Here is a 25218-nt window from a genome sequence, read left to right on the forward strand (position 1 = left end):
CGCATCAGTTACCCCCGGGTCGCGCGGACGGGGTCGGCGTCGGTGTCGGTGTCGGTCCGACCTGGAGGTTGGGGTCCGGGTTGCCCGGGTTGGTACCCGGCGCCGGGTATTTCTGCAGCTTGTTGTTGCTCATGATGCCGAACGGCAGCACGGGCAGGAGCGGCTCGAGCACACCCTGCTGGATCTGCATGCCGAGGTTCTCGCACTGGGTGATCAACGGCCGCAGCGTGTTGCTGAACTGGGTCGCCGATGGATTGCCGGGCAGCAGCTTGCCGAGGTCGAGCAGACGGCACTGCGCACCGATCAGGTCCTGCAGATCGGGAATGGTCAGGTGCATCTGCAGCGTCCCGGATTCGGCGTCGTAGGCGTTGATCAGGTTGCTGATGGTGACCGGCAGGACGGTCAGGATCTCCTTGAGCTGGTTCTTGTTGTCCAGGAGCGCCTGGGTGGTGGGCTCGAGGTCCTTGACCGTCTGACCGATCTGGTCACGGTTGTCCTCGACGAAGGTCGCGACGTCGCCGAGCGCGAACGACAGCTTGTTCAGCGCCGTCGACAACTGGGTGCGCTCGCCGGCCAGGAACTGGTTGAACGACGCCATCTGCGTGTTGAACTGCCGCACCTGTGCGTCGTTCTCCCGCAACGCCCCGACGAACACGTTGAGGTTCTTGATGGTGTCGACGAGGTTGCCCCGCGAATCGGACAGGGTCGTGGTGGCCTTGGAGAGTTGCTCGATCGCCGAGCCGAGCTTCTCCCCGTTGCCGCGCAGATTGTCGGCGCCGGTGGTGATGACGTCGCTGACCGCGCCGTCGGCGTTGGCGCCCTGCGGGCCGAGTGCCTCGGACAGCTTCTGCACACTGGCGTAGATCTGGTCGACCTCGACGGGAACCATCGTCTGGTCCTCGGTGAGCGTGATGTCGCGGGAGGCCTTCGGGCCGTCGGAGTACGCCGGGGTCAGCTGGACGTACCGGTCGGCGACGACGGACGGGATGATCTGCACCGCACGCACGTCGGCGGGCAGGTCGACGCCCCGGTCGACGGTCATCGTCACGGTGACCTTGTCACCCTCCGGGGTGATCGAGTCGACCTTGCCGACGGCCACACCGAGCACCCGCACGTCGGATCCCTCGTAGATGCCGACGCTGCGCGCGAAGGTCGCGGTGATCTTGGTGGTGCCGACGAACGAGAAGGCCCACCACAGCACGCCGGCCGCGATCAGCGCGACGATCACGCCGAGAACCAGCAGCACGATGTGCCGCGGGGTGAACCACCGCCCGGGTCCGGAGGTGTTACGCAGGTCGGGTGCGGTGCTCATCCGCCGGCCTCCGTTCCGCCGATGTTGAGGTTCTTCTTCATGTTGGGCGGCCGGGTGGTGTTCTGCTGCGGCAACGCCGGGGGCAGCAGGTTGGTCACCACGTTCTCGAACCAGCGGCCGTTGCCGAGCACGTTGGCGTAGAGCCGGTAGAACGGCGCCATGTAGGTGATCGTCTGGCGCAGATTCTCGTTCTGCTTGGTCAGCAGCGTCGTCACGCCCTTGAGCGAGTCGAGCGCGGGCCCGATCTGCGCCTCGTTGTCCCGGACGATGCCGGTCAACGCGGTCGAGAGCGTCGTGGTGCTGGCCAGCAGCTGCGAGATGCTCTGCTGCCGGTTGTTGAGTTCGTCGAGCAGCTGTCCCGCCCCGGCGATGAGCCGCACGAACTCCTGATTGCGGTCGGCGAGGATCGCCGAGGTGGTCTTGGTCGCGTCGAGCAGGTGCTGCACTTCCTGGTCGCGGCTCGCGATAGTCGCGGACAGCCGGGTGATGCCGTCGAGCGCCGGGCCGATGTCGCCCGCGGTACCGGAGAACGTGTCCGACAGGGTCCGCAGCGAGTCGGCAAGCTGGTCGGTGTCGAGGTCCTCTATCTGGTTGGTGGCGTCGGAGAACGCCTCGATGACGTCGTAGGGCGACACGGTGTCGGTGAGCGGGACGTCGGGGTCGGCGGGTTTGCTGCCGCGCGGGTTGAGGCCCAGATACTTCTGCCCGAGGATCGTCTTGATCTGGATCGACGCCTGGGTCTGGTCCCCGATCCAGGTGTTGTTGACCCGGAACTCGACGTCGACGCGGTCACCGTCGAGCGATACGCCGTCGACCTCGCCGACCTTCACCCCGGCCACCCGCACCTCGGCACCCGGTTTCAGTCCGGCGGCCTCGGTGAACTTCGCGGTGTACCGCGCACCCGCACCGATCAGCGGCAACGAGTTCAGATAGAACGACGACACCGCCATCATCAAGATCACCAGGATGCCGATGGCCCCGATGCTGACCGGGCTACGGCGGCCGGCGAAGCGTCGATGCGCATGCGACGGCGGCGTGGCCGGCGCCTCGGCGTCGGGTTCGTCCGGCGCGTCGTCGCGCCGGCTGTCCTGATCGTCAGCCACGGGTCAGCCACCCGGCCTTTCGTCTTTCCAGCAGCGGGTGGCCGCACTGGTGTAGAGGACGTGGTTGATGTCGGGCAACGGGATGAGCGGCTGCGTCAGCAGCGTCGACTTGCCGTTACCGGCGACCACGTCGATGCCGCAGAGATAGAACTGGAACCACGAACCGAACGTCGCGGCCCGCCCGACCTTCTGCAGCTTGATGGGCAGGGTCGTCAGGATCTGCTGCACGTCGGCGTCGCGGGCGTTGATCTGGTCGCTCAGCGCCTTGAGCCCGGCGATGTCGCCCTGGATGGCGGGGCGGGTCGGGCCCAGGATGGACGCCGTCACCGACGTCAGGTTGGCCACCGAGGTGATCGCCGACCCCACCGAATTGCGTTGCGCAGCAAGGCCGGTCACCAATTGTTCGGTGTTGTCGAGGAGCGCGGTGAACTGGTCGTCGTGGCGGTTGACGGTGTCGAGCACGATGGACAGGTTGGTGATCAGCTGACCGATCACCGCGTCGCGGTCGGCGATCGCGTTGGTCAGGTCGGCGGTGCTGCTGATCAGCTGCGACACCGTGCCGCTCTCCCCCTGGAACACCTTGATGATCTGTTCGGAGAGGGTGTTGACGTCGGCCGCGGACAGTTCCCGGAACAGTGGCTTGAAGCCGTTGAACAGTTCGGTCAGGTTGACCGCCGGATGGGTGTCGGGGTCCTGCGGGTCGGTGCCGAAGGTGTAACCGGTGTTGACGACCTGGTTGGGGTCACCGGCCCCACGCTCGAGCGCCAGATACCGCAGGCCGGTCAGGTTGCGGTAGCGGATGTAGAGCTGGGTGCCCTGAGGCAGCGTGTCGCGGTCGACGTTGAACGTGACCATCGCCTTGTTGCGGTCGTAGACCTCGACGCCGGTGACCTGCCCGACGCGCACACCCGCGATCCGGACGTCGTCGCCCTTGTTGAGCATCGCGGCGTCGGAGAACACGGCCTGGTAGTCGCTGTCGCCGTCGCCGCCGGCGTTGGCGATCGTCAACGCGAGCAGGCTGGTGGCGACCACCGTCACCACGGCGAAGGTGATGAGTTTGATCAGCGGTCCGGTGATGGATTTCATCGGATGGTGACCTGCGCTCCCTGCAGTGATGCGCCGCCGATCATCGCCACCCACGTCGGCACCTGCTCGGGGTCCACACCCCCGGCGCCGCCGTAGATGACCTTGAGCTGCTTGACGTAGTCGGGATCATCGAAGGCGTTGGGACGCAGCGTGTTCCGCGCGGGGTGGATGGAACCGGACGGCAGTGCGGAGAACTGGGGCTGCGGCAAGGTCGGCACATTCCGGGGCCCCGCGTTGCGCGACGGCGGCTGATACGAGCCGTCGGCGAGCCCGCCGCCCGGATACTGCGGGAACGGGCGCCCGTTGCGCGCCGGTTCGTAGCAGACGGCCGGCGGATCGACGTCGAACAGCCGCGGCTCGTCCTGGTTGGGCAGGTAACGGCCGCGCGGATTGACGAAGGTCAGATTGACGTGCACGCCCGGGTTCGCGGTGCCTTCCCCGACGATCACCCGCGACTCCGGGATGAGCGCCGCGAAGTTCGCGAATGTGCAGGTGAAGGTCGGCGACTGCTTGGCCAGACCCACCAGGAACGGCTCGGAGTCGACGGCGAGGTCGATCAGGTCGGTGCGGTTCTGCTGGAGGAACGCGGTGAGGTCGGTGGTCGCGACGCCGAGCGTCGAGATGAGCGTGCGCAGATCTTCCTGGCGCTCGACGATGGTGTTGCTGGTGGTGCGGAAATTGTCGAGTGCGTCGATCACGTCGGGCAGCGCTTGGGAATACGTCTGGGAGAAACTGGACAGCCCGCGCAACGTGCCCTCGAGGGCCGGCATGTTGTCGTTGATCCGGCCGAAGATGGTGTTGAGCTCGTCGAAGGTGACGCCGAGCTGCTGGCCGCGACCCGACAGGGCCTGCGACAGCGAGGTCAGCGTGACGTTGAGATCCTGCGGCGGGATGGCCTGCAGCACGGGCAGCAGCTTGTCGAACAGGTCCTGAACCTCGCGCGCGTTGCCGCTCTGGTCGGTCTGGATGGTGTCGCCCGTCGACAGCGTCGAACCGGACACGTCGTCGGGCACCTGGAGCGCGACGTATCGCTCGCCGAACAACGTCTTCGGCAGGATGCGCGCGGTGGTCGAGGTGGGAAGCTGATCGGCCATCTCGGGGGTGAGTCCCAACGTGACCGCGACCTTGCCATCCGGGGTGGGTTCGACGTCGCGGACCTGGCCGACGACGACGCCGCGCGCCTTCACATCGGCGTTGGTCGGCAGCGAGTTGCCGGTGGAATCGGTGACGAGCGTGACGTCGGTGAAGCTGGTGAAGTTCTTGTTGAACTTCATGATCGTCAGTGTCAGAAACAACGCCACGACGATGAAGAACACCAGCCCCAGGAGCCGGCGACGCAGGGTCGACACGCTCAGCCCCCCACTCGCACGGTGGTGGTGGTGCCCCAGATCGCGAGACCGAGGAAGAAGTCGAGGATGGCGATGAGCACGAGCGCGGCGCGGACGGCGTGACCGACCGCGACACCCACGCCGGCCGGGCCGCCCGACGCGTAGTAGCCGTAGTAGCAGTGCACGAGGATGATCACGAAGGCGAACACCAGCACCTTGCCGAACGACCACAGCACGTCGGCGGGTGGCAGGAACAGGTTGAAGTAGTGGTCGTAGGACCCGCCCGACTGTCCGTTGAACACGGTGGTGATCACCCGGGACGCGAGATAGGCCGACAGCAGGCCGAGGACGTAGAGCGGGATGACGGCGATGAACCCGGCGATCACGCGGGTGGAGACCAGGAACGGGATCGACGGCACGGCCATCGACTCGAGGGCGTCGATCTCCTCGGAGATCCGCATGGCACCGAGTTGGGCGGTGAACCCACAGCCCACGGTCGCCGACAGCGCGAGGCCGGCGACCAGCGGCGCCACCTCACGCGTGTTGACGTAGGCGGACAGGAATCCGGTCAGTGCCTGTGAACCGATCTGATCCAGCGCCGAATAGCCCTGCAGCCCGACGACGACACCGGTGAACCCCGACATCAGGACCATCACGCCGACGGTGCCGCCGATGACCGCGAGACCGCCCGACCCGAACGCCACCTCGGCGAGCAGCCGCAGCACCTCGCGGGTGTAGTGCACCAGCGTCCGCGGAATCCACGCCAGCGTGCGCCCGTAGAACGACATCTGTTCGCCGGCGCCGTCGAGCACCTTGAGCGGTTTGCCCGCCCACTTGCGCATCTCGTACCAGTAGTACTCGGGACGCGACTTCGCGATCGTCACTCCACCGTCGGACACTCAGGATCCCTTCGGCGGGACGATCTGCAGGTAGACCGCAGTGATGATCAGGTTGGCGAGGAACAGCAGCAGGAAGGTGATGACGACGCTCTGGTTGACCGCGTCGCCGACGCCTTTGGGACCGCCCTTCGGGTTGAGACCCTTGTAGGCGGCGACCACACCGGCGAGGACACCGAAGATCGCCGCCTTGAACGTGGACACGTAGAGGTCCGGTAGCTGTGCGAGGGCACCGAACGACGCGAGGTAGGCGCCCGGTGTACCGCCCTGCACGACGACGTTGAAGAAATACCCGCCGCCGATGCCGACGACCGCGACCAGCCCGTTGAGCAGCATCGCGACGAGCACCATCGCCAGCACGCGGGGCACGACGAGACGCTGGATCGGGTTGATGCCGAGCACCTGCATGGCGTCGATCTCTTCGCGAATGGTGCGCGATCCCAGGTCGGCGGCCACCGCGGACCCGGCCGCACCGGCCACCAGCAACGACGTCACCAGCGGGGAACCCTGCTGGATGACGACGAGCACGCTGGCCGCACCGGTGTACGACTCGGCACCGAGCTGCTTGATGAGCGAACCCGTCTGCAGCGAGACGATCGCGCCGAACGGGATCGCGATGAGGGCGGTGGGCAGGATCGTGACGCTCGCGATGAACCAGGCCTGCTGGATGAACTCGCGCCACTGGAACGGGCGGACGAACGTCTGGCGGGCCACATCGACGAACAGCTGCACGATATTGCCGGTCTGGGCGAGTGCCCCCGTGCCGGCTTGTGCGATCCGATCAACGCCACGCGTGGTGGCGCTGCTCATCCTCGGCGACCCCGGGTGTTCTCGAACTGCTGGGTGTCCTGCTGCCGGCCGGTCTGCTGGGTGTCGCCCTCGGGGACTTCCCAGGTCTGGGTCGGTGCGTCGTCGCCGGCGTAATCGTCGGACCGGTTCTCGCCCTGATCCGCGCCGGTCCACTCGCCCTGGTCACCGCCGTCGGCGCCCTCCTCGGAGCTGGGCACCGCGCCGTTGGCGACCGCCTCGCGGGACTCCGCGCGGATGCGGTCCTCTTCTTCCATCGACTCGCGGATCGCGCGCTGGGCGTTCTCCGGCAGCGACGGCAGCAGCTCCAGCACACGCTCGCGGTGACGTTTGATGGCCTTGCGCTCGGGCATCCCGGGATTCGGCTGCACCTGCGGGATGATCTCGGAGAAGTCGTCCTTGGTGCCGCCACCGGAGATACCCGCGGCCTGCATCGCCGCCTCCTGCGCGGCAACGGCCTCGTCCTTCTCCTCGGACATGCCGATCGGACCGAACCGGTCACCGGAGAGGAACTGCTTCACGACGGGCTGATCGGAGGTGAGCAGCTGCTCGCGCGGGCCGTACATGACCAGCTCCTTGCGGAACAGCATGCCGATGTTGTCGGGGATGGTGCGCGCGATGTTGATGTTGTGCGTCACGATCAGGATCGTCGCGTCGATCTGCGCGTTGATGTCGATCAGCAGCTGAGAGATGTAGGCGGTACGCACCGGATCCAGACCCGAGTCCGGCTCGTCGCACAGGATGATCTGCGGGTCGAGCACCAGCGCGCGCGCCAGACCGGCACGCTTGCGCATACCGCCGGAGATCTCACCCGGCAGCTTGTCCTCGGCGCCGGCCAGACCGACCAGGTCGATCTTCTCCATGACGATGTCGCGGACCTCGTTCTCCTTCTTCTTCGTGTGCTCACGAAGCGGGAACGCGATGTTGTCGTAGAGCGACATGGACCCGAACAGCGCGCCGTCCTGGAACAGCACGCCGAACAGCTTGCGGATCTCGTAGAGTTCTTTGGCCGAGCACTGGGTGATGTCGGTGCCGTCGATGATCACCGAGCCCTGCTCGGGGTGCAGCAGACCGATCAGGGTCTTGAGGAACACGGACTTGCCGGTACCCGACGGGCCGAGCAGCGCCGACACCTCCCCGGCCGGCAGGGTCAGCGTGACATCACGCCAGATGTTCTGCGACCCGAACGATTTGGTGAGCCCCTCGACGCTGACCTCAACACCCACTGCATCCTCCCAGACATCCGCTGCCCCCCGCGGGCGGTCGACGCGACCACACACGTACTGGTGACAATTGTGGTTGGGGTCACTCTAACCGACGTGCGCCGATACCCACATGCGGCGGCAACGGCGATTTGGACGATCGACCCGGTTCCCCAACGACGACCCTGTCACCCCCGACGGTGCTTACCCACCGGTAACTTGTCGCGGGGATGAGCGTAGCCGATGCCATCGGAAACGCAAAGAGGGTGCCCGGTCACAATCGCGCCGACCGACAGGCGATGGAGACGACGATGGCCCGCGGGTGGTTCACCCGCGGGCCATCGTTCGTTGGTGCGTCTTACTTGACGGACACCGAGGCGCCGGCCTCTTCCAGCTTGGCCTTGGCAGCTTCGGCGGCGTCCTTGTCGACCTTCTCCAGGATCGGCTTCGGAGCGCTCTCGACGAGGTCCTTGGCTTCCTTCAGGCCCAGGCCGGAGACGATCTCACGGACCACCTTGATGACCTGGATCTTCTTGTCGCCCGCACCCTCGAGCACGACGTCGAACTCGTCCTGCTCGGCAGCGGCCTCAGCGCCACCGGCAGCGGCCGGAGCACCGGCAGCGGCAACGGCGACCGGAGCGGCGGCGGTGACCTCGAAGACCTCTTCGAACTTCTTCACGAAATCGCTGAGCTCCAGCAGGGTCAGTTCCTTGAACTGATCGATGAGCTCGTCAGCGGTGAGCTTCGCCATGATGGCGTCCTTCCTGTCATTCCCCATGCGGGGGGATCTGGTTTATCCCCGTGCGCTGGGGATTGGTTTTGTGCGGCGCGAACTACTCGCCGGCTTCGTTCTTCTTCTCCTGCAGGGCCGCGGCAAGACGCGCGACCTGCGAAGCCGGCTGGTTGAACAGACCGGCAGCCTTTGCCAAGTTGCCCTTCATGGCACCGGCGAGCTTGGCCAACAGCACTTCACGGCTCTCGAGGTCGGCGATCTTTTCGATCTCGGACACGGACAGCGGCTTGCCGTCCATGTACCCGCCCTTGATGACCAGAGCCTTGTTGTCCTTGGCGAAGTTCTTGATCGCCTTCGCGGCCACCACCGGCTCACCTTCGATGAAGGCGATCGCGGTCGGACCGGTGAACAGCTCGTCGAGCCCTTCCACGCCCGCCTCGACGGCGGCACGCTTGACCAGGGTGTTCTTGGCGACGGAGTAGGTTGTGCCCTCACCGAGGGAACGACGCAATTCGGTGATCTGGCTGACGGACAGGCCACGGTATTCCGTGACGACCGTTGCGCTGGAGCCCTTGAACTGCTCGCTGATCTCCGCGACTGCGGCGACCTTGTCGGACTTGGCCATACTTCGCCTCCTCTCTTCACTGGAGTTGGGTCGGGTCCGACCACAGCCGAGAGGGAGTTCGTCTGAAACGACAAACGCCCCGGCACACAGAAAGGCACGGGGCGTGAACAAGACGCGCGAACGCGTCGGATCAATCCTCGTTCTCCCTGCGTGGGCCGTCTCCGCGGAGCCTTGCGGCTGCGGAGTACCTTCGATCGGGACATCCCGATGACCGACGGTCTCTGGTCGAACCGATACGACGCACGGTTGCGCGTCACACCGAGCGGATAATCTACCCGACCGTGGGCGACGAATCCAAATCGCGACCTGCGCCGACATCGGCGAACGACCGTGCGGCGGCGGCCGAGGCCGCCGTCACGCAGCGGCATCTGGGCCACATGATGTGGCTGCCCGGCACGCGGCTGGCGTCCGTGGCATGGCCGGTCGGGCTGCGCAGCAGGTTCGGCATGTGGCACTACTGGTGGCATGCCCACCTCGTCGACCTGCTGGTCGACGCCGCGATCCACCGCCCGCCCGGCGACCACTCCTTCGACCCGGAGATCGCCGACGACGTGAACCGCCTCCTGCGCGGCATCCGGCTGCGCAACCTGGGCCGCTGGACCAACAACTACTACGACGACATGGCCTGGCTGGGGTTGGCGATCGAGCGGGCCGACCGGCACCTGGGGCTGCACCATGCCACCGCCGTGCGGACGCTGACCGGCGAGATGCTGGGTGCGTGGGTTCCCGAGCTGGGCGGCGGCATCCCGTGGCGGAAGATGGACCTCTTCTTCAACACCCCGGCCAACGGGCCGGCCGCGATCCTGGTCGCGCGCACCGGCCATCTCGACCGGGCGGTCGCGATCGCCGACTGGATGGACGCCACCCTGATCGACCCGACGTCGCACTTGATCATCGACGGGGTGAAGCCCGCGGCCCGGGGCGAGCCGCTCGAGAAGGTGACCGCGATCTACACGTATTGCCAGGGCGTGGTGCTCGGGGCCGAGGTGGAGTTGGCGCGGCGGACCGGAGACCGGGTGCACGTCGACCGCATCGACCGCCTGCTGACCGCGGTGGAGGCCCACGAGTGTCCGGACGGGATCATCCGAGGTGCGGGCGGCGGCGACGGCGGCCTGTTCATGGGGATCCTCGCCCGTTATCTGGCACTGATCGCCACCGACCTCCCCGTCGATGTCGAGCAGGGGACCGACCTGCGCCGCCGGGCGGCCCACCTGGTGACGGCGACCGCCGATGCCGCGTGGGCGACCCGCGCCGACACCCCGCACGGCCCGGTGTTCTCCGCGGACTGGCATCGCGAGGCCGAAATCCCCGGCGCCGCAGGCACAAAGGCGCAGCTCATCGGGGGTGCGGTCAATTCGTCGGCCATCGCTGAACGGGACCTGTCAGTGCAGTTGTCGGCGTGGATGGCGCTCGAGGCGGCCGCGGCCGTCGAACTGCGGCTGCCGGAGCATCACCAAACCGAGCCCACCTAGTTAGCGATCCGATATCTACGCTGGGCTATCCTCATCCGGCGGGTGATGAATGCCACAGTGTGCATTGCCTCACCCCGCTCCGGCAGGACAGTGCCGGGTGACGAGCAGGCAAAGGTGCCCTCGCGAGCGCAGTGGTGCCCCACGCCTGAGGCAGGGTGATGCACCGTGACGTACCAGTTGGACGCTACTGCAGGTGGCGCCGCCAGACGCCCGCGACGCGAGCGTGTCGCACGACCGATCGGAACCGGGTCCGCGCCCCGCTTCGGCGCGCTCCCGCTCGGTGACCCCACCGGCGGTGCCGACGCGATCCGGTGGCGCGAACAGGTCGACGGCAAGCAGTTGTACCCGCGGGTCGCGATCGACCGCGACGTCGTGCTCACCATGAGCGACGGGGTGCGACTGCGCGCGACGGTGATCCGGCCTGCCAACCGGTTCGGGCAGACGGTCCTCACGCCCTACCCCGCCATCGTGAACATCAACCCGTACAACCGGGCGGCCATCGACTTCCTCGACCAGACGCTGCACGCACCGGTGCTCGGCAAGGCGCTGTCGTCGGCGTCCCGGTCGATCGACGGCAAGGGAACCGCGCTCGAAGGCCTCACCGGGCTGACCCGAACGATCGCCGGCGGGGTGTTCGACGTGTTCGGCATCAACCGCAATCTGGTGCGCAGCGGGTACGCGCAGATCATCGTCGATGTCCGCGGCACCGGCGCCAGCCAGGGCAAATGGCAGATCCTCGGCGATCGCGAACAGCAGGACTCGGTGGAGATCATCGACTGGGTTGCCGAGCAGGAGTGGTGCGACGGGACCATCGGGCTGGCCGGCTGGTCGTATTCGGCCATCAACTCGCTGCAGGCCGCCGACAAGCGGCCACCCGCGCTCAAGGCCGTGTTCGCCGTCGAGGGCTGCGACGACATCGTCCGCGACATCTACATCACCGGCGGCATGCCGTCGGCGTTCATCCCGGCATGGCTGTCGGTGGTCAATCTCCTCAAGTGGGTGCCGAATCCGTCGAACGTGGTCCGCGACATCGTCCGCGGCGACGCGTTGCGCTGGGCGGTGGACCGCATCAAGTCGCCGGCCACCGAGATGCCGTCGCTGCTCTGGGGCTTCCTGACCGCGCGCGACGACCGGATCTTCGACGACCCCTACTTCGACGAACGCGATCCCAAGGTGCACCGCATCGAGGTGCCGACGTTCACCGTCGGCGCTTGGCACGACCTGTTCGGCCGTAGCGCCACCGGTGTCTACGAGCGCCTGGAGATGGAGCCGGGCCGCAAGCAGATGGTGGTCGGCGATGGCTACCACTTCGACGTCGGCTCCGGCTACGGCGGGAAGTTCGACCCCCCGCGTCTCGACGTGCTCGAACGCGCCTGGTTCGACCGCTGGCTCAAGGGCCACCGCAACGGTGTCGAGTACTACGGGCCGGTCACCATGCTGCAGCAGGGTGGCGCGTGGACGTCGGGGCCGAGTTTCCCCCGCACCGGGGTCCTGCCGCACCGGCTCTACCTCCACGAGGCGCCGTCGGGCACGGCCGACCACTGCGTGCACGACGGTTCGCTGACCGCCACGCCGGTCGATCATGTGTCGTCGCTGACGGTACGGGCCGACATCCGGGGCGCCGTGTCACGCGACATGACGCAGGTGACCGCCGGCGCCGCGATGGTGTTCGGCCGCGCCTTCACCCGCGATGCGCGCTTCCAGGAGCGCGGCGGCCTCTCGTTCACCACCGAACCCGTCACCGAATCGACGACGATCAGCGGCGCGATGAACCTCCGCCTCAACGTCGCCACCACCGCGCACGAGGCGATCTGGGCGGTCACCGTCAACGACGTCGCCCCCGACGGGACGTCGACGGTGCTCACCAACGGCGCGTTGTCGTCGTCGAATCGGGCGCTGGACCCGTCGGCGTCGACCTACGCGTCGGACGGCAGCCTGCTCGCGGCGCACCACTACCTGTCGCACAAACGCAAGCTCCCCGTGCCGGCCGACGAACCGGTGCGCATCGATGTGGATCTGGTGCCGACCGATGCGGTTCTCGAACCCGGACACCGGCTGCGGGTGGACGTCTACGCCGCGAGCTTCCCCCGGTATCTGACCGTGGTGCCCGACCTGATCAAGGCCCGCGGTCGCCGCCAGCGGCTCGTGCTGGACCCGCATCACCCCAGCTACCTCACGTTCTGCTCGGGCGGCAACTGGTAGCAGACGCCGGTCGGGCGTTTTCGTCGAGTGGGCGTCCTCCCCGGTCCACTGGGCGTCCTCCCCCGTCCACTGGGCATCCTCCCCCGTCCACTGGGCATCCTCCCCCGTTCACTGGGCGTCCTCTCCGGTCCACTGGGCGTCCTCCCCCGTCCACTGGGCGTCCTCCCCCGTCGACTGGGCGTCCTCCCCCGTCGACTGGGCGTCCTCCCACGTTGACTGGGCACCCAACCGGTCGATCGTGCGCCCCACCCGTCGAGCCGGCACCCAACCCGGTCGACCGTGCGCCCTGCCCGTCGATCGAGCGCCCTCCGCCGCCGACCATGCACCCCGGCTCACCGATCTCGCGCGATCTCCCTCGGTCCGCCCCCGGCCGCATCGACCAGCACCTGCAGCGCGTGCCCGATGCCCGGCAGCGCGACAACCCACCCGACGATCGCCCACGCCAGGGTCAGGTGGGTCAGGCACATCCCGAAGGCCCGCACCCCGTCGTAGCGCACGGTCGGCGATTCATAGCGCATCCGCCGCAACGGTTCGCGGTGCTCCTCGGCGACACGCACGTCGAGTCCGACTGGGTGCCGGTCGACGACCCAGGTCGCGAGGTCGCTGCACGGATCACAGCCCCGCGCAAGGTAGACGCGGGCCGGGGCACCGACACCGGCCGGCCGCCACCGCGGCCACCACACCCGCACGCGCTGTCGATACTCCGCCCATTCACGTCCGAATCTCGTTGTCAGCGAATCATTTTCGACGAATGCGGCCAGACCGGAGGAGAACGCCGCGGCGATCAGCGCCGCTGCGGCCAATGCCGGTAGCCACAAGACCACGCCGAGCAGCGCGAGGATCACCGTGCCGCACAGCTGCATGGGGTTCGCCACGAAGGCATACGGACCGGTGGTGACCAGGCGGGTCGGCGGATCCCACGGATACGGGGTGCCCCCGTGCCGTGCAAACTCGACGACGGCCGTCACCGCGATCAGCGCCACCACGCCGACGAGCTGGAAAACAACCGCATCGACGGGTCCACCAAGGCCCTCCCGCACCCGCCCCCAGGACCGACCGGACAACTCGACGGCGACCGCCGGGATCACCCCCAAGAGCAGCACCGAAAACAGCACGACCTGAAGACCCACACGCATCCGCAACGCTCGGCGCCGCGCGGTTGCCTCGGCCAGCGCCATCCCCGGCAGCAGGCAGGTCACCACAGCGATCACCTCACCGCACCACCACTCCGGCGCCAGCACCACCGCCGGCTCGAGCATCGGCATCGCGAGCAGGTCGAGGACCACGAGACCGACACCGAGATAGACCGGTGGAATCCACCGCGCCGCCAGAACCGGCACGACCGACCACAGCACCGCCCACCCGATCAGCATGTCGACCGGCAGCCCGAACAACGCGCCGCCGGTCGTCCCGAATGACCACCATCCGGCGGCCGAGGCGAGCAGGTTGACCGCCGCCAGCCCGATCAGATTCCAGAGCAGGGCCAGCACCGCAGCCGCGCGGCGTCGAACATCGGGCACCGCCCACCAGAGGCCGGCGGCGGCGACCAGCGGCACCAGTGCCACCAGCGCACGGATGCCCCCGTTGCCGACCCACTCCCCCAGCTCTGGCACCGCGGTCACGCGTGTGTCATCCCGGGCATCGCCGGCATCGGATCGGCCGGAGCCGACGGACCGCCGGTAGCCGCGCCGACATCGATCGCGCTGATCAGGTAGTCGGCGGCGCGGCCGGTCACCACGCGTTCGATCGGACCGAAGTACCACGCCGGCGACAACAGCCGGGTGTATCCGAGTTCCCACCGCACACGAGTATGGACGGCGTCCACTTCGTCCCAGGTGACGCGGATATCACGCCAGCGCAGCCACGTCGCCAGTGGTGTCGAGTCCGCTGCCGCGCGGAAGGAGACCGACGACGCGGTCCGCGAGGTCACTTCGAGCGTCAGCGCGGACGCTGCCGTGCCCCAGTGATGTTGCACCGTGGGGCCGTGTCGATGATGGGCGCCGGAGAACCGGATGACGCGTCGCGTGCCGACGTCGAGTCCACCGGAGTCGGCCGTCGGGTTCGGGAATCCGATCGCGAGCACACCGCCGGGCCGTTGGTCGTCGAATTGCAGCGGGGCGGCCAGTGCCGTGGCGAATTGATCCGCCGGCACCTCGACGACTCGGCTTGCCGACACGGTGGCGTCGCCGGGCATCGTCAGCCACGGCGTGGTGCCCTCGAGGGCCATCACCATCAACAGCGCAGGCAGCACGAACACCGCCGGCCCGCGCTGACGTCGAGCGCGGAGCGTGGCGACCTGCGTCGCACCGACGTAGACGAACAAGTAGAAGATCGGTGCCGCGAGCAGCACGCAGCACGCACCCTCGCCGAGCACCGGGATCGACAGCAGCAGGAGGATCGTCGTCACCTTCATCGCCATTCCCGCGGGCCTCCGGGCCGGTGAAGTGAGCGTCAGGACCACCGCGAGCACGAGCGGAATCCCCACATACAGCGCTGCCGATTGCCCCAGCCCGCTGCCCTTGAGCACGTGGTAGAGCACGAACCCCGCGCCGAAGGCCACGATCGCGCCCGCCACCGCCCACTGGGCGCCGGTCGGCCGATACCTTCGCTCTGCGCCGTCAGGCGGCCGATCCGGGTTGCCGGGTCCGGCATCAACCGCCGGTTCCTCGTCGCCTCCGTTCAGCGGTTCGCTCATCCCACCCCGTCCGACATCAGGGCCCCACGCCGCTGTCACTGAAGATGACACGATAAACCAGCGCCGCCTCCGGTCCCAGCACCAATCCGACCAGGTCGATCAGACAGACGACGAACTCCCGGCCGTGGGCGGGTCCGCCGGAATCGTCGAGGTGATGGGCCAGTTCGTGCAGCACGACGAGCTCCCGCAACGCCCACCGCCCGTCCCGCGACGACGGGATCGCGATCTCGGCGTCGCCGTCGGCGGTGCGGGAGTAGTGGGCCGATCGATCCCCGCGCCGTTCGCGAACGGCCACCGGGTGTGCGGCACGGGTGAACCGCGCCCGCACGGCCGGCATGGCCAGCACCCGGTCGACGTGACCGCGGACCGAGTCGACCGAACCGAAGCGGGCCTCGACCGGCAAGGTGAGCTCGGTGCCGACCAGTTGCACCGTCCGGGCCTCGTCCGCACGGTCGAACAACCGGAACACGAGTCGCTCCGCGTCGTAGACGCGACTGCGCGCGGTGTCACGCGCCCGCATCACGCCTCGGCCGCGGGCACGCATTACGATCTGACCGGCAGCCGTCCGATCGGGATGCGCGCCGGGGAAGGAGCCGACCGAGGTGAACTCTCCTAGCGTCATGATCGCCCGCGCCCGCGATCGGGGGCTGGCGCTCGCCGAACGGGCGGTAGCGCTGCCGGGCGCCCGTCCGGCACTGCGGGTGCTGCACGACTTCGCGGTCAACGATGTCACGGATCGGGCGATGACCCTGGCGGCGCAGGCGTTCACCTCCATCCTGCCGATCGTCATCCTGCTCAGCGCGACCCCGGGCAGCAAGCTGATGTCCCAGGCGCTCTCCGAGCTCGGTGTCGACCCCCAGCGCGTCGATGCCATGTCCATGACGACGCCCGACTCGTTCACGATCTACGGCATCATCGGCGTGCTCATGACGATCGCCGGCGCGACATCGCTGTCGCGGGCCCTGGGCCGGATGTATGTGTCCATCTGGCAGGTCCGCAAGCTCCCGATTTCCGGCTGGTGGCGATGGGTGGTGGTCCTGTTCGTGATCCCGTTGGGGGTTGTCGCGCAGGGTTTCAGCACGAAGTTGCACGGCATCAACCTCACCGGGTTCACGATCGCCGGCTACGGCACGCTCGGCGTCGTCCTCGAGACGGCCGCAACCTTCGTCATCTGGTCGGTCATGTGGACACTGCTGCCTCGGCTCCTGATCTCGAGCCAGGTGCCGATCCGACTGCTGACCGCTACGGGAGTCTTCACCAGCGTGTTCGTCACGGCGTATCTGGTGGGAAGCCGTTTCGTGCTGCCGCATGTCGTGCGGGAGACAACCCGTCATTTCGGCACCCTCGGCGTCGTGTTCGTCGCGATCAGCTGGTTGTTCTTCTTCGCCTACATCGTCGTGGTGAGCGTCATCGTCGTGCATGCGCTGCTGCGCGACGAGGGGATCATCGGGCGCTGGATGCGTACACGCCTCGGAGTGCCCAAGGCGTTTCCGCCGCCGCCCAACAGCCAGCAGTCCTGGCTCGACGCGCACGACCCCGACGCGCTCGCGACGACCCGACCGGACTGAGCCCACGACTCATCTCTCCAACGCACCATGCGCGCCACCGAATTCGCGGTTCGGACCGAGTTTGGCGTTGCGGCCCGCCCGGTCCCCGGCCTGCCGTGCCGCCTCCGAATATCCGGCAGACGCACTCGCGGGTCGCCACGTGCCGCGTGCGGTGGATTCGGATTTGTAGAAATCGGAGACCTCGATCTCCTTGTTGCGCAGGGCGACAGCCGTCGAACTCGGTGTGCGCTCACCGTCGGGATCCGCGTTGAACGCCTCGTCGCGGGCCGCCTCGCGCGCCTCACTGAGCCGCTTGCCGATCCGCTCGGCGAACGCGGACTGGAAGTTCAGCCGGGCGGTGATCGGAGACAGCGGCTTCGTCTCGACGACTCGCCTTGCGCGCCAACCGGATCCGCGGGTCACCACCCGGGAGAACTCCTCGCCCTTGTAGGCGCCGGACCGCAGGTATGTGTCGCTGGCCGCCACCATCTGCACCACCAGCGAGGTGTACAGCGCCTCGCACGTGTCGATGTCGGACTCGAAACCGTACGCCAGGACGAACGTCGAATTGCCCGCGACATCGACCGTCACGTCGTTGGCCCGCGCGATCGCCGCGAACAGCTGGACGTACGTGCGCAGACCCCGTTTACCGGCCTCCCCGATGGTGACCTGCCGAGAGATCGGAGTGGTGCTCTTGCGCTGCGCCGGATCATGCGCCCGCGCGACCGCGAGATCGATCGACGACGCGGTGGCCAGCCGCTGGGCGGCCTGCATGAACGTCTCGGCCTCGTGCGGATTGTCGGTGTTCTCCGCCTGCCGCAACAGGGCGGAGATGCGGGTGAGGAGTTTGTCGTCGCGCATGATTCTTAGACGTTACCCGCGCCCACGCGGTTCCCGCGCGCAGCCACTCCTGGACCGCAGCATCGTCAGGCGCCGATGCAGCCAACCAAATCGCTTGAGCTGCAACAGCCCTGACCGATCCGTAACGTCAGTGCTTCTCGCAGGCGATGCCGTCGCCGTCGCGGTCACGGCCGGGGTTCGCGTTGTAGAGGTCGTCGTCGACGGTGAAGTCGGTGACCGGGGTGCCCGAGGTCGAATCCACCGCCCCCGACTTGCCGACACCGTGCGGGTAGTCGGCGTTGAGCGCCTTGCAGTTCTTGTACGTCGTCGCGGCCGCGGCCGGGGCGTCTGCCACTACCGGCGCCAGGCCCACAGCGCCCACGGCCATCATCAGTCCGACCATCATCGTCCCCGAGCGACGCATCACGACTTCCTTCTTCACACAAAGTGCCCGCACTGGGATAAAGCCAGCGCCCGACCACAACGACAAGAGTTACGGTCAGCAATCATCCCATGCGCTGACGTGAAGAAGGGACGCGGGGCTACAGCCCGAACTTCGACTGCATTCCCCGCAGCGTCTCCGCCGACTTCATCAGACCCGCGCGCTCGTCCGCCGACAGCGGGATCTCCAGCCGGCGGCTGGCCCCGTTGCGGTCGACCAGCGACGGCAGTGACAGGCAGACGTCCTCGAGTCCGGCGAACCCCTCGGCGACGGTGGATACCGGCAGGATGCGGTGCTCGTCGTCGAGAACGGCTTCGACGATGCGGGTGGCGGCCAGGCCGATGGCGTAGTTGGTGGCACCCTTGCCCTCGATGATCTTGTACGCGGCGTGCACCACCTCGTGGTGGATCTCGTTGCGCGCCTTCTCATCGAGCGGCTCATGCCCGGGCAGCGGCTGCCATTCCAGCAGCGGGAGTCCGCCGATGGACGCGGTGCTCCACAGCGGGATCTCGGTGTCGCCGTGCTCGCCGGCGATGTAGGCGTGCACGTTCTGCACCGCCACCCCGGTGTATTGCGCGATGAGGAACCGGAGTCGCGACGAGTCGAGCACGGTGCCCGAACCGAACAGCTGATTGCTGGGCAGCCCGCTGTACTTGAGCGCCGCGTAGGTGACGATGTCGACCGGATTGGTGACCATGATGTAGATGGCGTTGGGCGCCACCTTCAGCACTCCGGGCATGATCTTCTGGGTCAGCCCGATGGTCGCCTCGGCGAGTTCGAGCCGCGACTGTCCGGGCTTCTGCTTGGCACCCGCGGTGAAGACGACGACGTCCGCATCCCGACACACCTCGATGTCGTCGCTGCCGAGGATGTCGGCGCGCGGGATGAACTCGAGGCCGTGCGACATGTCGAGCGCTTCCGCCTCGACCTTCGCCTTGTTGATGTCCATCATCGCGACGGTCCGCGCGACACCGCGGATCAGCGACGAGTAGGCCACCGCGGTGCCCACCGCCCCCGCTCCGATGATCGCCATCTTGGTGTTGCGCTTATCCATCGACATCGTCCATCACCTCGTGTTTCGGGGAGTTCGGGTGTTCGGTCACCTATCGCGACGTGCAAGTTTCAGTCTTAGTCGCTTTCGGTGCGCGGTGCCGCACAAACTGCGTATCCGGCATCCAACGTTCACCTCACCGAACCCGGCGTGCGGCAGAGCGCCGGATCAGTGCACGTCGAGTCGCCGGAAGGCCACCACGGCCGCCCCGACGAGCACCACCGCAAGCCCGAGAAGGGCCGCGATGTCGCCCGCGCTGACCCCGTCGACCAGTTGGTTGTCGCCGACGGACCAGTAGAACGGTGAGATCCACCGGATCGCGTGGACGGCGTTGATCACCATCGCCAACGAACTGATCAGGTAGGAGGCGGCCGCCGCGGCGCCGGCCACACCGAGGGCCATCCCCCGATTCCCGGTGGCCGCCCCGACCAGGAGCGCCAGCGCACCGAAATCGTAGGCCAGCAACGTCAAGGCCAGCGTCACACCGGCCAGCGCCGCCCAGTCGGGCGTGAGTTCGAAGCGCGGACCGGCCAGACAGACGACGAACGACGCGATCGGCACGACCAGGCAGACCACCAGCAAGGCGACCGCCTTGTGGGCGAGCACCGTGGTCCGCGTGACGGGCAGCGTGACGACGAGCCCCAGACTGCCGTCGGCGTCCTGTCCGGCGATCGCCCCCGCGCCGTACCCGATGGCCAGCAGCAGCGCCAGCATCGGCCCGAAGTTCGCGTACATGTTGGCGTTCAGCCATCCCGCCGGGGAGGTGATCGAGCCCGAAAAGCCGAACACGGCCGCCTTGGAGCTGATCATCGCGTCGAGGGACGTGTCGTTCTTGAAGGACGGATACATCGCGACGATGATCAGCAGGTAGACCGCGGCGCCGACCGCGGTCCCGATCAGCATCCGGCGTCGCAATCGCAGATCGAGTCGGATCAGGTCAGTGGTCACCGATCCCACCTCCCCCGTGGTCATAGACGCGCAGGAACAGTTCGTCGAGGTCGGCCGGGCGTGCGGTGATGATGTCGGGATCCAGGGACGCGATCGCCGACAGAACCGGGCCCACCGGCCCGGTCTGGGTCAGCACGACATGTCGGGGGCTCGCCGAGCGGATCGTCACCCCCGGCAGGCCGCCGAGCATCGTCACGTCGACGTCGTGCGAGAAATCCAGTTCGATGCTGCCCGGCGAATTGGCCCGCAATGCCTCCACGGTGTCGTTCACGACGATCTGTCCGGACCGGATGATCGCGACCCGGTGCGCGAGTCGCTGGACCTCGGCGAGGTCGTGGGACGACAGCAGCACAGCTCGGCCGGCCTCGACGAACTCACCGACCAGCGCCGCGAATTCGTCCTGGAGCAGTGGGTCCAGGCCCGAGGTCGGCTCGTCGAGCACCAGCAGATCCGGTCGATGCATGAAGGCCAGCACGATGCCGAGTTTCTGCTTGTTCCCCTTGGACAAGGTGCGGATCGGCCGCTCGAGTTCGACGCCGAGCCGTTCGCAGAGTTCGTCACGGTAGGTGGTGTCGGTCAGGCCACGCATGCGGCCGAAGCGCGCGAGGACATCGCCGCCGCTGAGTGAACCCGGCAACGTCAATTCGCCGGGCAGATATCCCACGCGTCGCAGGTACTCGGCGCCTCGGTGGGCGATGTCGTGCCCCAACACCAGTGCCCGTCCGCCATCGGGTCGATACAGGCCCAGCAGGCAGCGGATCGTCGTCGACTTGCCCGCTCCGTTGGGCCCGAGGAATCCACACACCTCGCCGTCCTCGACGGTCAGGCCCACATCGGTGATCCCCCGTCCGGCACCAAAGGTCTTGGTCAGGTGCTCGATGACGATCGGCGGCGTCACGTCGTGCTCCTCTCCTGATGGTCGACCCGCATGACCCGATTCTCCGCCGGCACGGGACGTCACGGTGGATTGTCGGGCAACCGACCTTGACTTTCCTGATGGGAAAGTGGATTGTTACTTTCCAGCAGGGAAAGTCAAGCGAGGAGGTGCGGGAGATGTCGAGCCCGACGCCGGAACAGGCTCGCGCCGCCCTCGCGGCGGCCGAACGCGCGGAGCAGCAGGTGACCGCCGAGATCGGACTCCCCCGCGCCTACTGGTGGTGCATGGCGGGCGGGTGGATGGCGCTCGGCGCGATCGGCCAGTTCGCTCCGGCCTGGGTCACCACCGTGGCGACGATCGTCTTCGCCGTCGCCCACTCGATGGTGGCCTCGAGGCTGTTCGACGGCACGCGCGCCAGCCGTCATCTCCAGGTGAGCAGGGCTGTCGCCGACCGTCGCATTCCTTTTCTGATCATCGGAATCCTGCTCGCGGCGGTGGCATTCACGATCGCCGCCGCGATAGCCCTGGACGCCGACGGCGCCGGGCACCCCTCGCTGTGGGCCGGAGTGATCGTCGGACTGGTCATCGGATTCGGCGAGCCCGATCTGCTTCGCGCGCTGCGGCATCGGTTCGGCGCATGACCGCAGAACCGGCGCGCACAACGAACGAGCCCGCCGCGCGGTTCGACGAACTCATCCATCCGACGACCCGGCTGTCGCTGGTCGCCACGCTCGCCGCCGCCGACTGGGCGGAGTTCGCCTATCTCAAAGAACGGCTGGGATTGTCGGACTCGGCGCTGTCCAAACAGCTCTCGACGCTGGAGGAGGCGGGCTACGTCAGCGTCGAACGCCGCACGCATCACGGCCGGCGCCGGCTGCGCGCACGACTGACCGACACCGGGCGGACGGCGTTCACCGGACACATCGCCGCGCTGCGCGCCATCGTCGGCGACGTCCTTTGATAGCAGGTCCCCCCAACAACAGAAGACCCCCGGCCGCGCATGCGACCGGGGGTCTGTCGAACTGTCAGGACGTCAGGCCTGCGGCTCTTCGGCGAAGTTCCGCGTCACCGCCGGGTCGACCGGGATGCCCGGGCCCGTGGTGGTGGAGACAGTCACCTTCTTGATGTAGCGACCCTTCGCGGCCGACGGCTTCGCACGCATGATCTCGTCGTAGGCGGCGCCGTAGTTCTCGGCCAGCTTCTTGGTGTCGAACGACGCCTTGCCGATGACGAAGTGCAGGTTGGCTGCCTTGTCGACGCGGAAGTTGATCTTGCCGCCCTTGATCTCGTTGACGGCCTTGGTGACGTCGGGGGTCACGGTGCCGGTCTTCGGGTTCGGCATCAGGCCGCGCGGTCCGAGGACGCGCGCGATGCGACCGACCTTGGCCATCTGGTCCGGGGTGGCGATCGCGGCGTCGAAGTCCAGCCAGCCGCCCTGGATCTTCTCGATCAGGTCCTCGGCGCCGACCTCGTCGGCGCCGGCCGCGGTGGCCTCGGCGGCCTTGTCGCCGGTGGCGAACACGATCACGCGGGCGGTCTTACCGGTGCCGTGAGGCAGGTTGACGGTGCCGCGGACCATCTGGTCAGCCTTGCGCGGGTCGACGCCCAGGCGGATGGCGACCTCGACGGTCGAGTCGGTGTTCTTCGACGACGTGTCCTTCGCGAGCTGCGCAGCTTCCAGCGGGCTGTACAGCTTGGTGCGATCGACCTGCTCCGCGGCGGCGCGGTAGGCCTTGCTCTTTTGTGCCATTGCTCTGTTCTTTCTCCGTGTGGTTCTTGTTCGGGTTGGTGGTTAGTGGGCCGAGCCGGCCCTCCCACGCGTGCGTCGCTCGTTGAGCTTGTCGAAACGAGGTCCTGCCTCGCTGATCGAGTAGGCATCCAGCGAAAGCGACGCGCCGTATCGAGGTCACTCGCCGACGTTTACCGCCGGCTGAGCTTGTCGAAGCCTCAGCCCTCGACGGTGATCCCCATCGACCGTGCGGTACCGGCGATGATCTTCGCGGCCTGGTCGATGTCGGTGGCGTTGAGGTCCTCGGCCTTGGTCTTGGCGATCTCACGGACCTGGTCCATGCTCACCTTGCCGACCTTCTTGGTGTGCGGCTCGCCGGAGCCCTTCTGCAGGCCGGCGGCCTTGAGGAGGAGCTTCGCGGCCGGCGGGGTCTTCAACTTGAAGTCGAAGGAGCGATCTTCGTAGACGAAGATCTCGACCGGGATGACGTTGCCACGCTGCGACTCGGTCGCCGCGTTGTACGCCTTGCAGAACTCCATGATGTTCACGCCGTGCTGACCAAGCGCCGGACCCACGGGCGGAGCCGGGTTGGCCGCGCCTGCCTGGATCTGGAGCTTGATGATGCCGGCGAGCTTCTTCTTCTTGGGAGGCATCTCTCTTGTTCCTTGTTTGTTCCTTGCAAATCCACGCCCGCTGGAGACGTGAAAGTCTTGATTCGGGCCGAGCTAGATCTTCTCGACCTGATTGAAGTTGAGCTCCACCGGCGTCTCACGACCGAAGATCGACACCAGCACCTTGACCTTGCGCTGCTCGGCGTTGACCTCGCTGATCGACGCGGGCAGCGTCGCGAACGGGCCGTCCATGACGGTGACCGACTCGCCGACCTCGAAGTCGACCTCGATGACCGGGGCCGACGCGGCCGAGGCGACCTCGGCACCCTCGCCCGCGCCCTTCGCGGCGGCCGGCTTCTTGGCCTCGACGCGCGGCATGAGGAACTGCATCACCTCGTTGAGGGTCAGCGGCGACGGCTTGGAGGTCATCCCGACGAATCCGGTCACCCCGGGGGTGTTGCGCACCGCGCCCCACGACTCGTCGTTGAGGTCCATGCGCACCAGGATGTAGCCGGGCAGCACCTTGCGGTTGACCTTCTTCGGCTGGCCGTTCTTGATCTCGGTGACCTCTTCGGTCGGCACCTCGACCTGGAAGATGTAGTCACCGACGTCCAGGTTCTGGACACGGGTCTCGAGGTTGGCCTTCACCTTGTTCTCGTACCCGGCGTAGCTGTGGATCACGTACCACTCGCCCGGCGCACGACGCAGCTGCTTGCGCAGCTCCTCGACGGGATCGGCGTCCTCGGCCGGCAACGCTTCCTCGACGGCCTCGTCGACGGCCGCGATCAACTCGGCGTCCTCGGCAGCCTCCACGGCCGCCTCGCCACCCTCGACGGCGGCTTCGTCGTCTTCGGCGGCCTCGTACTGCGCTTCGACGCCCGGGTCGGTGGTCTCGTCCACGACACCCTGATCCGAGGCGTCCTGATCCAGGGCATCGTCAGCGGCGACGACGTCGACGGTGTCGACCTCGAAGGCCTCGATCTCGTTCTCCGGGGTGCTCACTGCAGCCCACGCTCCTCTGTCGGTTCGGTGCTCACGGTTTGCCGGCGTCGTGACCCGCGTGCGGGCCGACTCAGCCAAACGCCCAGAGCACCAGCTTGGCGAAGCCCAGGTCGAGGCCGGAGATGAAGGCGGTCATCACGATGACGAAGATCAGGACGACGATCGTGTAGGTGATCATCTCCCGACGAGTCGGCCAGATGACCTTCTTCAGTTCGGCGACGACCTGCCGCAGGAAAGTCCAGATCCGGATGAACGGATTTCGGCTCTCACCCGCAGGCGCCTTCTTCTTGCGTTCCTTGACCGCGACGTCGGAACCGGAATCGGAATCCGCGTCGCCGCCGGTGGTCGAGGCACTCGTCGTCGATCGGCGACCCCGAGTCGAGCGCTTGCCGGACGGCCGGAGCTCGGACTGCTCCGCGTCGTCGGCGTCGTCGCGAGCCTCGAGCCCGTCCGCGGCCGCTTCGGCCGCGGTCTCGTCCGCGGCTTCTTTGGCGCGGGCAGCTCGATCTCGCTTGCTCACCTTCGAGGTCCTCTCGTCAACGTGTGCCCTCTCCAGGGCAGGGGCGACAGGACTTGAACCTGCAACCTGCGGTTTTGGAGACCGCTGCTCTGCCAGTTGAGCTACGCCCCTTTGCGACCAACGGGTGGTCGCCGTCGATTGACTCCCGACAAAACCAACGCGCCACCCTATGGGCAGCGCGCAAGTCAAG

The 25218-nt window shown here is 67.4% G+C and carries 26 protein-coding genes and 1 tRNA gene; 5 read left to right on the forward strand and 22 right to left on the reverse strand.

The genetic code is table 11. The features are described from left to right. Positions 1–4: 4 nt before the first annotated feature. The 9 genes from ACWDTI_RS16160 to rplJ form a co-directional block, all read right to left on the reverse strand. Positions 5–1312, reverse strand: coding sequence for an MCE family protein (locus ACWDTI_RS16160; protein WP_449739121.1), 1308 nt, complete (start codon positions 1310–1312; stop codon positions 5–7). Further along, on the reverse strand, positions 1309–2415 hold the full coding sequence (locus ACWDTI_RS16165) for an MCE family protein (RefSeq protein WP_449739122.1): 1107 nt from the start codon (positions 2413–2415) through the stop codon (positions 1309–1311). The genes ACWDTI_RS16160 and ACWDTI_RS16165 overlap by 4 nt, the downstream gene beginning before the upstream one ends. A gap of 3 nt (positions 2416–2418) precedes the next feature. Continuing rightward, positions 2419–3501, reverse strand: coding sequence for an MCE family protein (locus ACWDTI_RS16170; RefSeq protein WP_449739123.1), 1083 nt, complete (start codon positions 3499–3501; stop codon positions 2419–2421). Then, the gene (locus ACWDTI_RS16175) at positions 3498–4850 is read right to left on the reverse strand and encodes an MCE family protein (protein ID WP_449739124.1); all 1353 of its coding nucleotides are present in this window, start codon (positions 4848–4850) and stop codon (positions 3498–3500) included. Before ACWDTI_RS16175 ends, ACWDTI_RS16170 begins: the two co-directional genes overlap by 4 nt. A gap of 2 nt (positions 4851–4852) precedes the next feature. Further along, positions 4853–5671 carry an MlaE family ABC transporter permease gene (locus ACWDTI_RS16180; protein WP_449739204.1) on the reverse strand — a complete coding sequence of 273 codons (819 nt, stop codon included), beginning with the start codon at positions 5669–5671 and terminating at the stop codon, positions 4853–4855. A 57-nt stretch (positions 5672–5728) separates the two neighbouring features. Further along, the gene (locus tag ACWDTI_RS16185; protein ID WP_449739125.1) at positions 5729–6535 is read right to left on the reverse strand and encodes an MlaE family ABC transporter permease; all 807 of its coding nucleotides are present in this window, start codon (positions 6533–6535) and stop codon (positions 5729–5731) included. Beyond that, on the reverse strand, positions 6532–7758 hold the full coding sequence (locus ACWDTI_RS16190) for an ABC transporter ATP-binding protein (RefSeq protein WP_449739126.1): 1227 nt from the start codon (positions 7756–7758) through the stop codon (positions 6532–6534). The genes ACWDTI_RS16185 and ACWDTI_RS16190 overlap by 4 nt, the downstream gene beginning before the upstream one ends. 334 nt (positions 7759–8092) lie before the next feature. Further along, positions 8093–8485, reverse strand: a complete 393-nt coding sequence (gene rplL / locus ACWDTI_RS16195) for a 50S ribosomal protein L7/L12 (RefSeq protein WP_449739127.1) — start codon at positions 8483–8485, stop codon at positions 8093–8095. A gap of 82 nt (positions 8486–8567) precedes the next feature. Then, positions 8568–9092 carry a 50S ribosomal protein L10 gene (gene rplJ / locus ACWDTI_RS16200; protein WP_449739128.1) on the reverse strand — a complete coding sequence of 175 codons (525 nt, stop codon included), beginning with the start codon at positions 9090–9092 and terminating at the stop codon, positions 8568–8570. 281 nt (positions 9093–9373) lie between these two features. Between rplJ and ACWDTI_RS16205 the strand changes: the two genes are divergently transcribed. Both ACWDTI_RS16205 and ACWDTI_RS16210 read left to right on the forward strand, forming a co-directional pair. After that, positions 9374–10564 (forward strand): glycoside hydrolase family 76 protein, encoded by a 1191-nt coding sequence (locus ACWDTI_RS16205; protein WP_449739129.1) that lies wholly within the window; start codon positions 9374–9376, stop codon positions 10562–10564. Between the two features lie 165 nt (positions 10565–10729). Further along, positions 10730–12766: a CocE/NonD family hydrolase gene (locus ACWDTI_RS16210; RefSeq protein ID WP_449739130.1), complete on the forward strand. Its 2037-nt coding sequence runs from the start codon at positions 10730–10732 to the stop codon at positions 12764–12766. Between the two features lie 332 nt (positions 12767–13098). Here ACWDTI_RS16210 and ACWDTI_RS16215 read toward each other — a convergent pair whose 3' ends face one another. The 3 genes from ACWDTI_RS16215 to ACWDTI_RS16225 are packed head-to-tail and all read right to left on the reverse strand — an operon-like array spanning position 13099 to position 15981. Then, positions 13099–14388 (reverse strand): methyltransferase family protein, encoded by a 1290-nt coding sequence (locus ACWDTI_RS16215; RefSeq protein ID WP_449739131.1) that lies wholly within the window; start codon positions 14386–14388, stop codon positions 13099–13101. Further along, complete coding sequence (locus tag ACWDTI_RS16220) at positions 14385–15461, reverse strand: hypothetical protein (RefSeq protein WP_449739132.1); 1077 nt, start codon at positions 15459–15461, stop codon at positions 14385–14387. Before ACWDTI_RS16220 ends, ACWDTI_RS16215 begins: the two co-directional genes overlap by 4 nt. Positions 15462–15477: 16 nt before the next feature. Further along, a complete protein-coding gene (locus ACWDTI_RS16225) occupies positions 15478–15981 on the reverse strand; it encodes a TIGR04338 family metallohydrolase (RefSeq protein WP_449739205.1) in 504 nt (167 codons plus the stop codon). 82 nt (positions 15982–16063) lie between these two features. On the opposite strand from ACWDTI_RS16225, the gene ACWDTI_RS16230 reads away from it, so the two are divergent. Next, positions 16064–17029 carry a hypothetical protein gene (locus ACWDTI_RS16230; RefSeq protein WP_449739133.1) on the forward strand — a complete coding sequence of 322 codons (966 nt, stop codon included), beginning with the start codon at positions 16064–16066 and terminating at the stop codon, positions 17027–17029. 9 nt (positions 17030–17038) lie between these two features. Here the strand turns inward: ACWDTI_RS16230 and ACWDTI_RS16235 are convergent, their stop codons facing one another. The 5 genes from ACWDTI_RS16235 to ACWDTI_RS16255 form a co-directional block, all read right to left on the reverse strand. Next, positions 17039–17869, reverse strand: coding sequence for a DUF2786 domain-containing protein (locus tag ACWDTI_RS16235; protein ID WP_449739134.1), 831 nt, complete (start codon positions 17867–17869; stop codon positions 17039–17041). A gap of 127 nt (positions 17870–17996) precedes the next feature. Beyond that, positions 17997–18272, reverse strand: a complete 276-nt coding sequence (locus ACWDTI_RS16240) for an excalibur calcium-binding domain-containing protein (RefSeq protein WP_449739135.1) — start codon at positions 18270–18272, stop codon at positions 17997–17999. A gap of 118 nt (positions 18273–18390) precedes the next feature. Next, positions 18391–19344 carry an L-lactate dehydrogenase gene (locus tag ACWDTI_RS16245; RefSeq protein ID WP_449739206.1) on the reverse strand — a complete coding sequence of 318 codons (954 nt, stop codon included), beginning with the start codon at positions 19342–19344 and terminating at the stop codon, positions 18391–18393. Between the two features lie 165 nt (positions 19345–19509). Beyond that, positions 19510–20289 (reverse strand): ABC transporter permease subunit, encoded by a 780-nt coding sequence (locus ACWDTI_RS16250; RefSeq protein WP_449739136.1) that lies wholly within the window; start codon positions 20287–20289, stop codon positions 19510–19512. Beyond that, positions 20279–21187, reverse strand: coding sequence for an ABC transporter ATP-binding protein (locus ACWDTI_RS16255; protein ID WP_449739137.1), 909 nt, complete (start codon positions 21185–21187; stop codon positions 20279–20281). The genes ACWDTI_RS16250 and ACWDTI_RS16255 overlap by 11 nt, the downstream gene beginning before the upstream one ends. Positions 21188–21342: 155 nt before the next feature. On the opposite strand from ACWDTI_RS16255, the gene ACWDTI_RS16260 reads away from it, so the two are divergent. Together ACWDTI_RS16260 and ACWDTI_RS16265 are read left to right on the forward strand one after the other, a co-directional pair. Continuing rightward, on the forward strand, positions 21343–21807 hold the full coding sequence (locus tag ACWDTI_RS16260) for a hypothetical protein (protein WP_449739138.1): 465 nt from the start codon (positions 21343–21345) through the stop codon (positions 21805–21807). Next, positions 21804–22127 carry a transcriptional regulator gene (locus ACWDTI_RS16265; RefSeq protein ID WP_449739139.1) on the forward strand — a complete coding sequence of 108 codons (324 nt, stop codon included), beginning with the start codon at positions 21804–21806 and terminating at the stop codon, positions 22125–22127. The genes ACWDTI_RS16260 and ACWDTI_RS16265 overlap by 4 nt, the downstream gene beginning before the upstream one ends. Before the next feature lie 72 nt (positions 22128–22199). Here ACWDTI_RS16265 and rplA read toward each other — a convergent pair whose 3' ends face one another. The 5 genes from rplA to ACWDTI_RS16290 form a co-directional block, all read right to left on the reverse strand. After that, positions 22200–22916, reverse strand: coding sequence for a 50S ribosomal protein L1 (gene rplA / locus ACWDTI_RS16270; protein ID WP_449739140.1), 717 nt, complete (start codon positions 22914–22916; stop codon positions 22200–22202). A 197-nt stretch (positions 22917–23113) separates the two neighbouring features. Next, complete coding sequence (gene rplK / locus ACWDTI_RS16275; protein WP_449739141.1) at positions 23114–23548, reverse strand: 50S ribosomal protein L11; 435 nt, start codon at positions 23546–23548, stop codon at positions 23114–23116. Between the two features lie 72 nt (positions 23549–23620). Beyond that, complete coding sequence (nusG, locus tag ACWDTI_RS16280) at positions 23621–24508, reverse strand: transcription termination/antitermination protein NusG (protein ID WP_449739142.1); 888 nt, start codon at positions 24506–24508, stop codon at positions 23621–23623. 70 nt (positions 24509–24578) lie between these two features. After that, positions 24579–25028, reverse strand: a complete 450-nt coding sequence (gene secE, locus ACWDTI_RS16285; RefSeq protein WP_449739143.1) for a preprotein translocase subunit SecE — start codon at positions 25026–25028, stop codon at positions 24579–24581. A 38-nt stretch (positions 25029–25066) separates the two neighbouring features. Then, positions 25067–25139: transfer RNA gene (locus ACWDTI_RS16290), tRNA-Trp, on the reverse strand. Positions 25140–25218: the final 79 nt, after the last annotated feature.

The organism is Gordonia sp. NPDC003424, assembly GCF_053588655.1.

Excerpts from the sequence above, each read along its gene's own strand:
- ACWDTI_RS16265 (WP_449739139.1), top strand. The coding sequence starts at position 21,804 with ATGACCGCAGAACCGGCGCGCACAACGAACGAGCCCGCCGCGCGGTTC.
- ACWDTI_RS16220 (WP_449739132.1), bottom strand. The coding sequence starts at position 15,461 with ATGAGCGAACCGCTGAACGGAGGCGACGAGGAACCGGCGGTTGATGCC.
- rplK (WP_449739141.1), bottom strand. The coding sequence starts at position 23,548 with ATGCCTCCCAAGAAGAAGAAGCTCGCCGGCATCATCAAGCTCCAGATC.
- ACWDTI_RS16180 (WP_449739204.1), bottom strand. The coding sequence starts at position 5,671 with ATGCGCAAGTGGGCGGGCAAACCGCTCAAGGTGCTCGACGGCGCCGGC.
- ACWDTI_RS16235 (WP_449739134.1), bottom strand. The coding sequence starts at position 17,869 with ATGCGCGACGACAAACTCCTCACCCGCATCTCCGCCCTGTTGCGGCAG.
- ACWDTI_RS16170 (WP_449739123.1), bottom strand. The coding sequence starts at position 3,501 with ATGAAATCCATCACCGGACCGCTGATCAAACTCATCACCTTCGCCGTG.
- ACWDTI_RS16160 (WP_449739121.1), bottom strand. The coding sequence starts at position 1,312 with ATGAGCACCGCACCCGACCTGCGTAACACCTCCGGACCCGGGCGGTGG.
- ACWDTI_RS16185 (WP_449739125.1), bottom strand. The coding sequence starts at position 6,535 with ATGAGCAGCGCCACCACGCGTGGCGTTGATCGGATCGCACAAGCCGGC.
- rplJ (WP_449739128.1), bottom strand. The coding sequence starts at position 9,092 with ATGGCCAAGTCCGACAAGGTCGCCGCAGTCGCGGAGATCAGCGAGCAG.
- rplA (WP_449739140.1), bottom strand. The coding sequence starts at position 22,916 with ATGGCACAAAAGAGCAAGGCCTACCGCGCCGCCGCGGAGCAGGTCGAT.
- ACWDTI_RS16245 (WP_449739206.1), bottom strand. The coding sequence starts at position 19,344 with ATGGATAAGCGCAACACCAAGATGGCGATCATCGGAGCGGGGGCGGTG.
- ACWDTI_RS16225 (WP_449739205.1), bottom strand. The coding sequence starts at position 15,981 with ATGCGGGCGCGTGACACCGCGCGCAGTCGCGTCTACGACGCGGAGCGA.
- ACWDTI_RS16240 (WP_449739135.1), bottom strand. The coding sequence starts at position 18,272 with ATGCGTCGCTCGGGGACGATGATGGTCGGACTGATGATGGCCGTGGGC.
- rplL (WP_449739127.1), bottom strand. The coding sequence starts at position 8,485 with ATGGCGAAGCTCACCGCTGACGAGCTCATCGATCAGTTCAAGGAACTG.
- ACWDTI_RS16260 (WP_449739138.1), top strand. The coding sequence starts at position 21,343 with ATGTCGAGCCCGACGCCGGAACAGGCTCGCGCCGCCCTCGCGGCGGCC.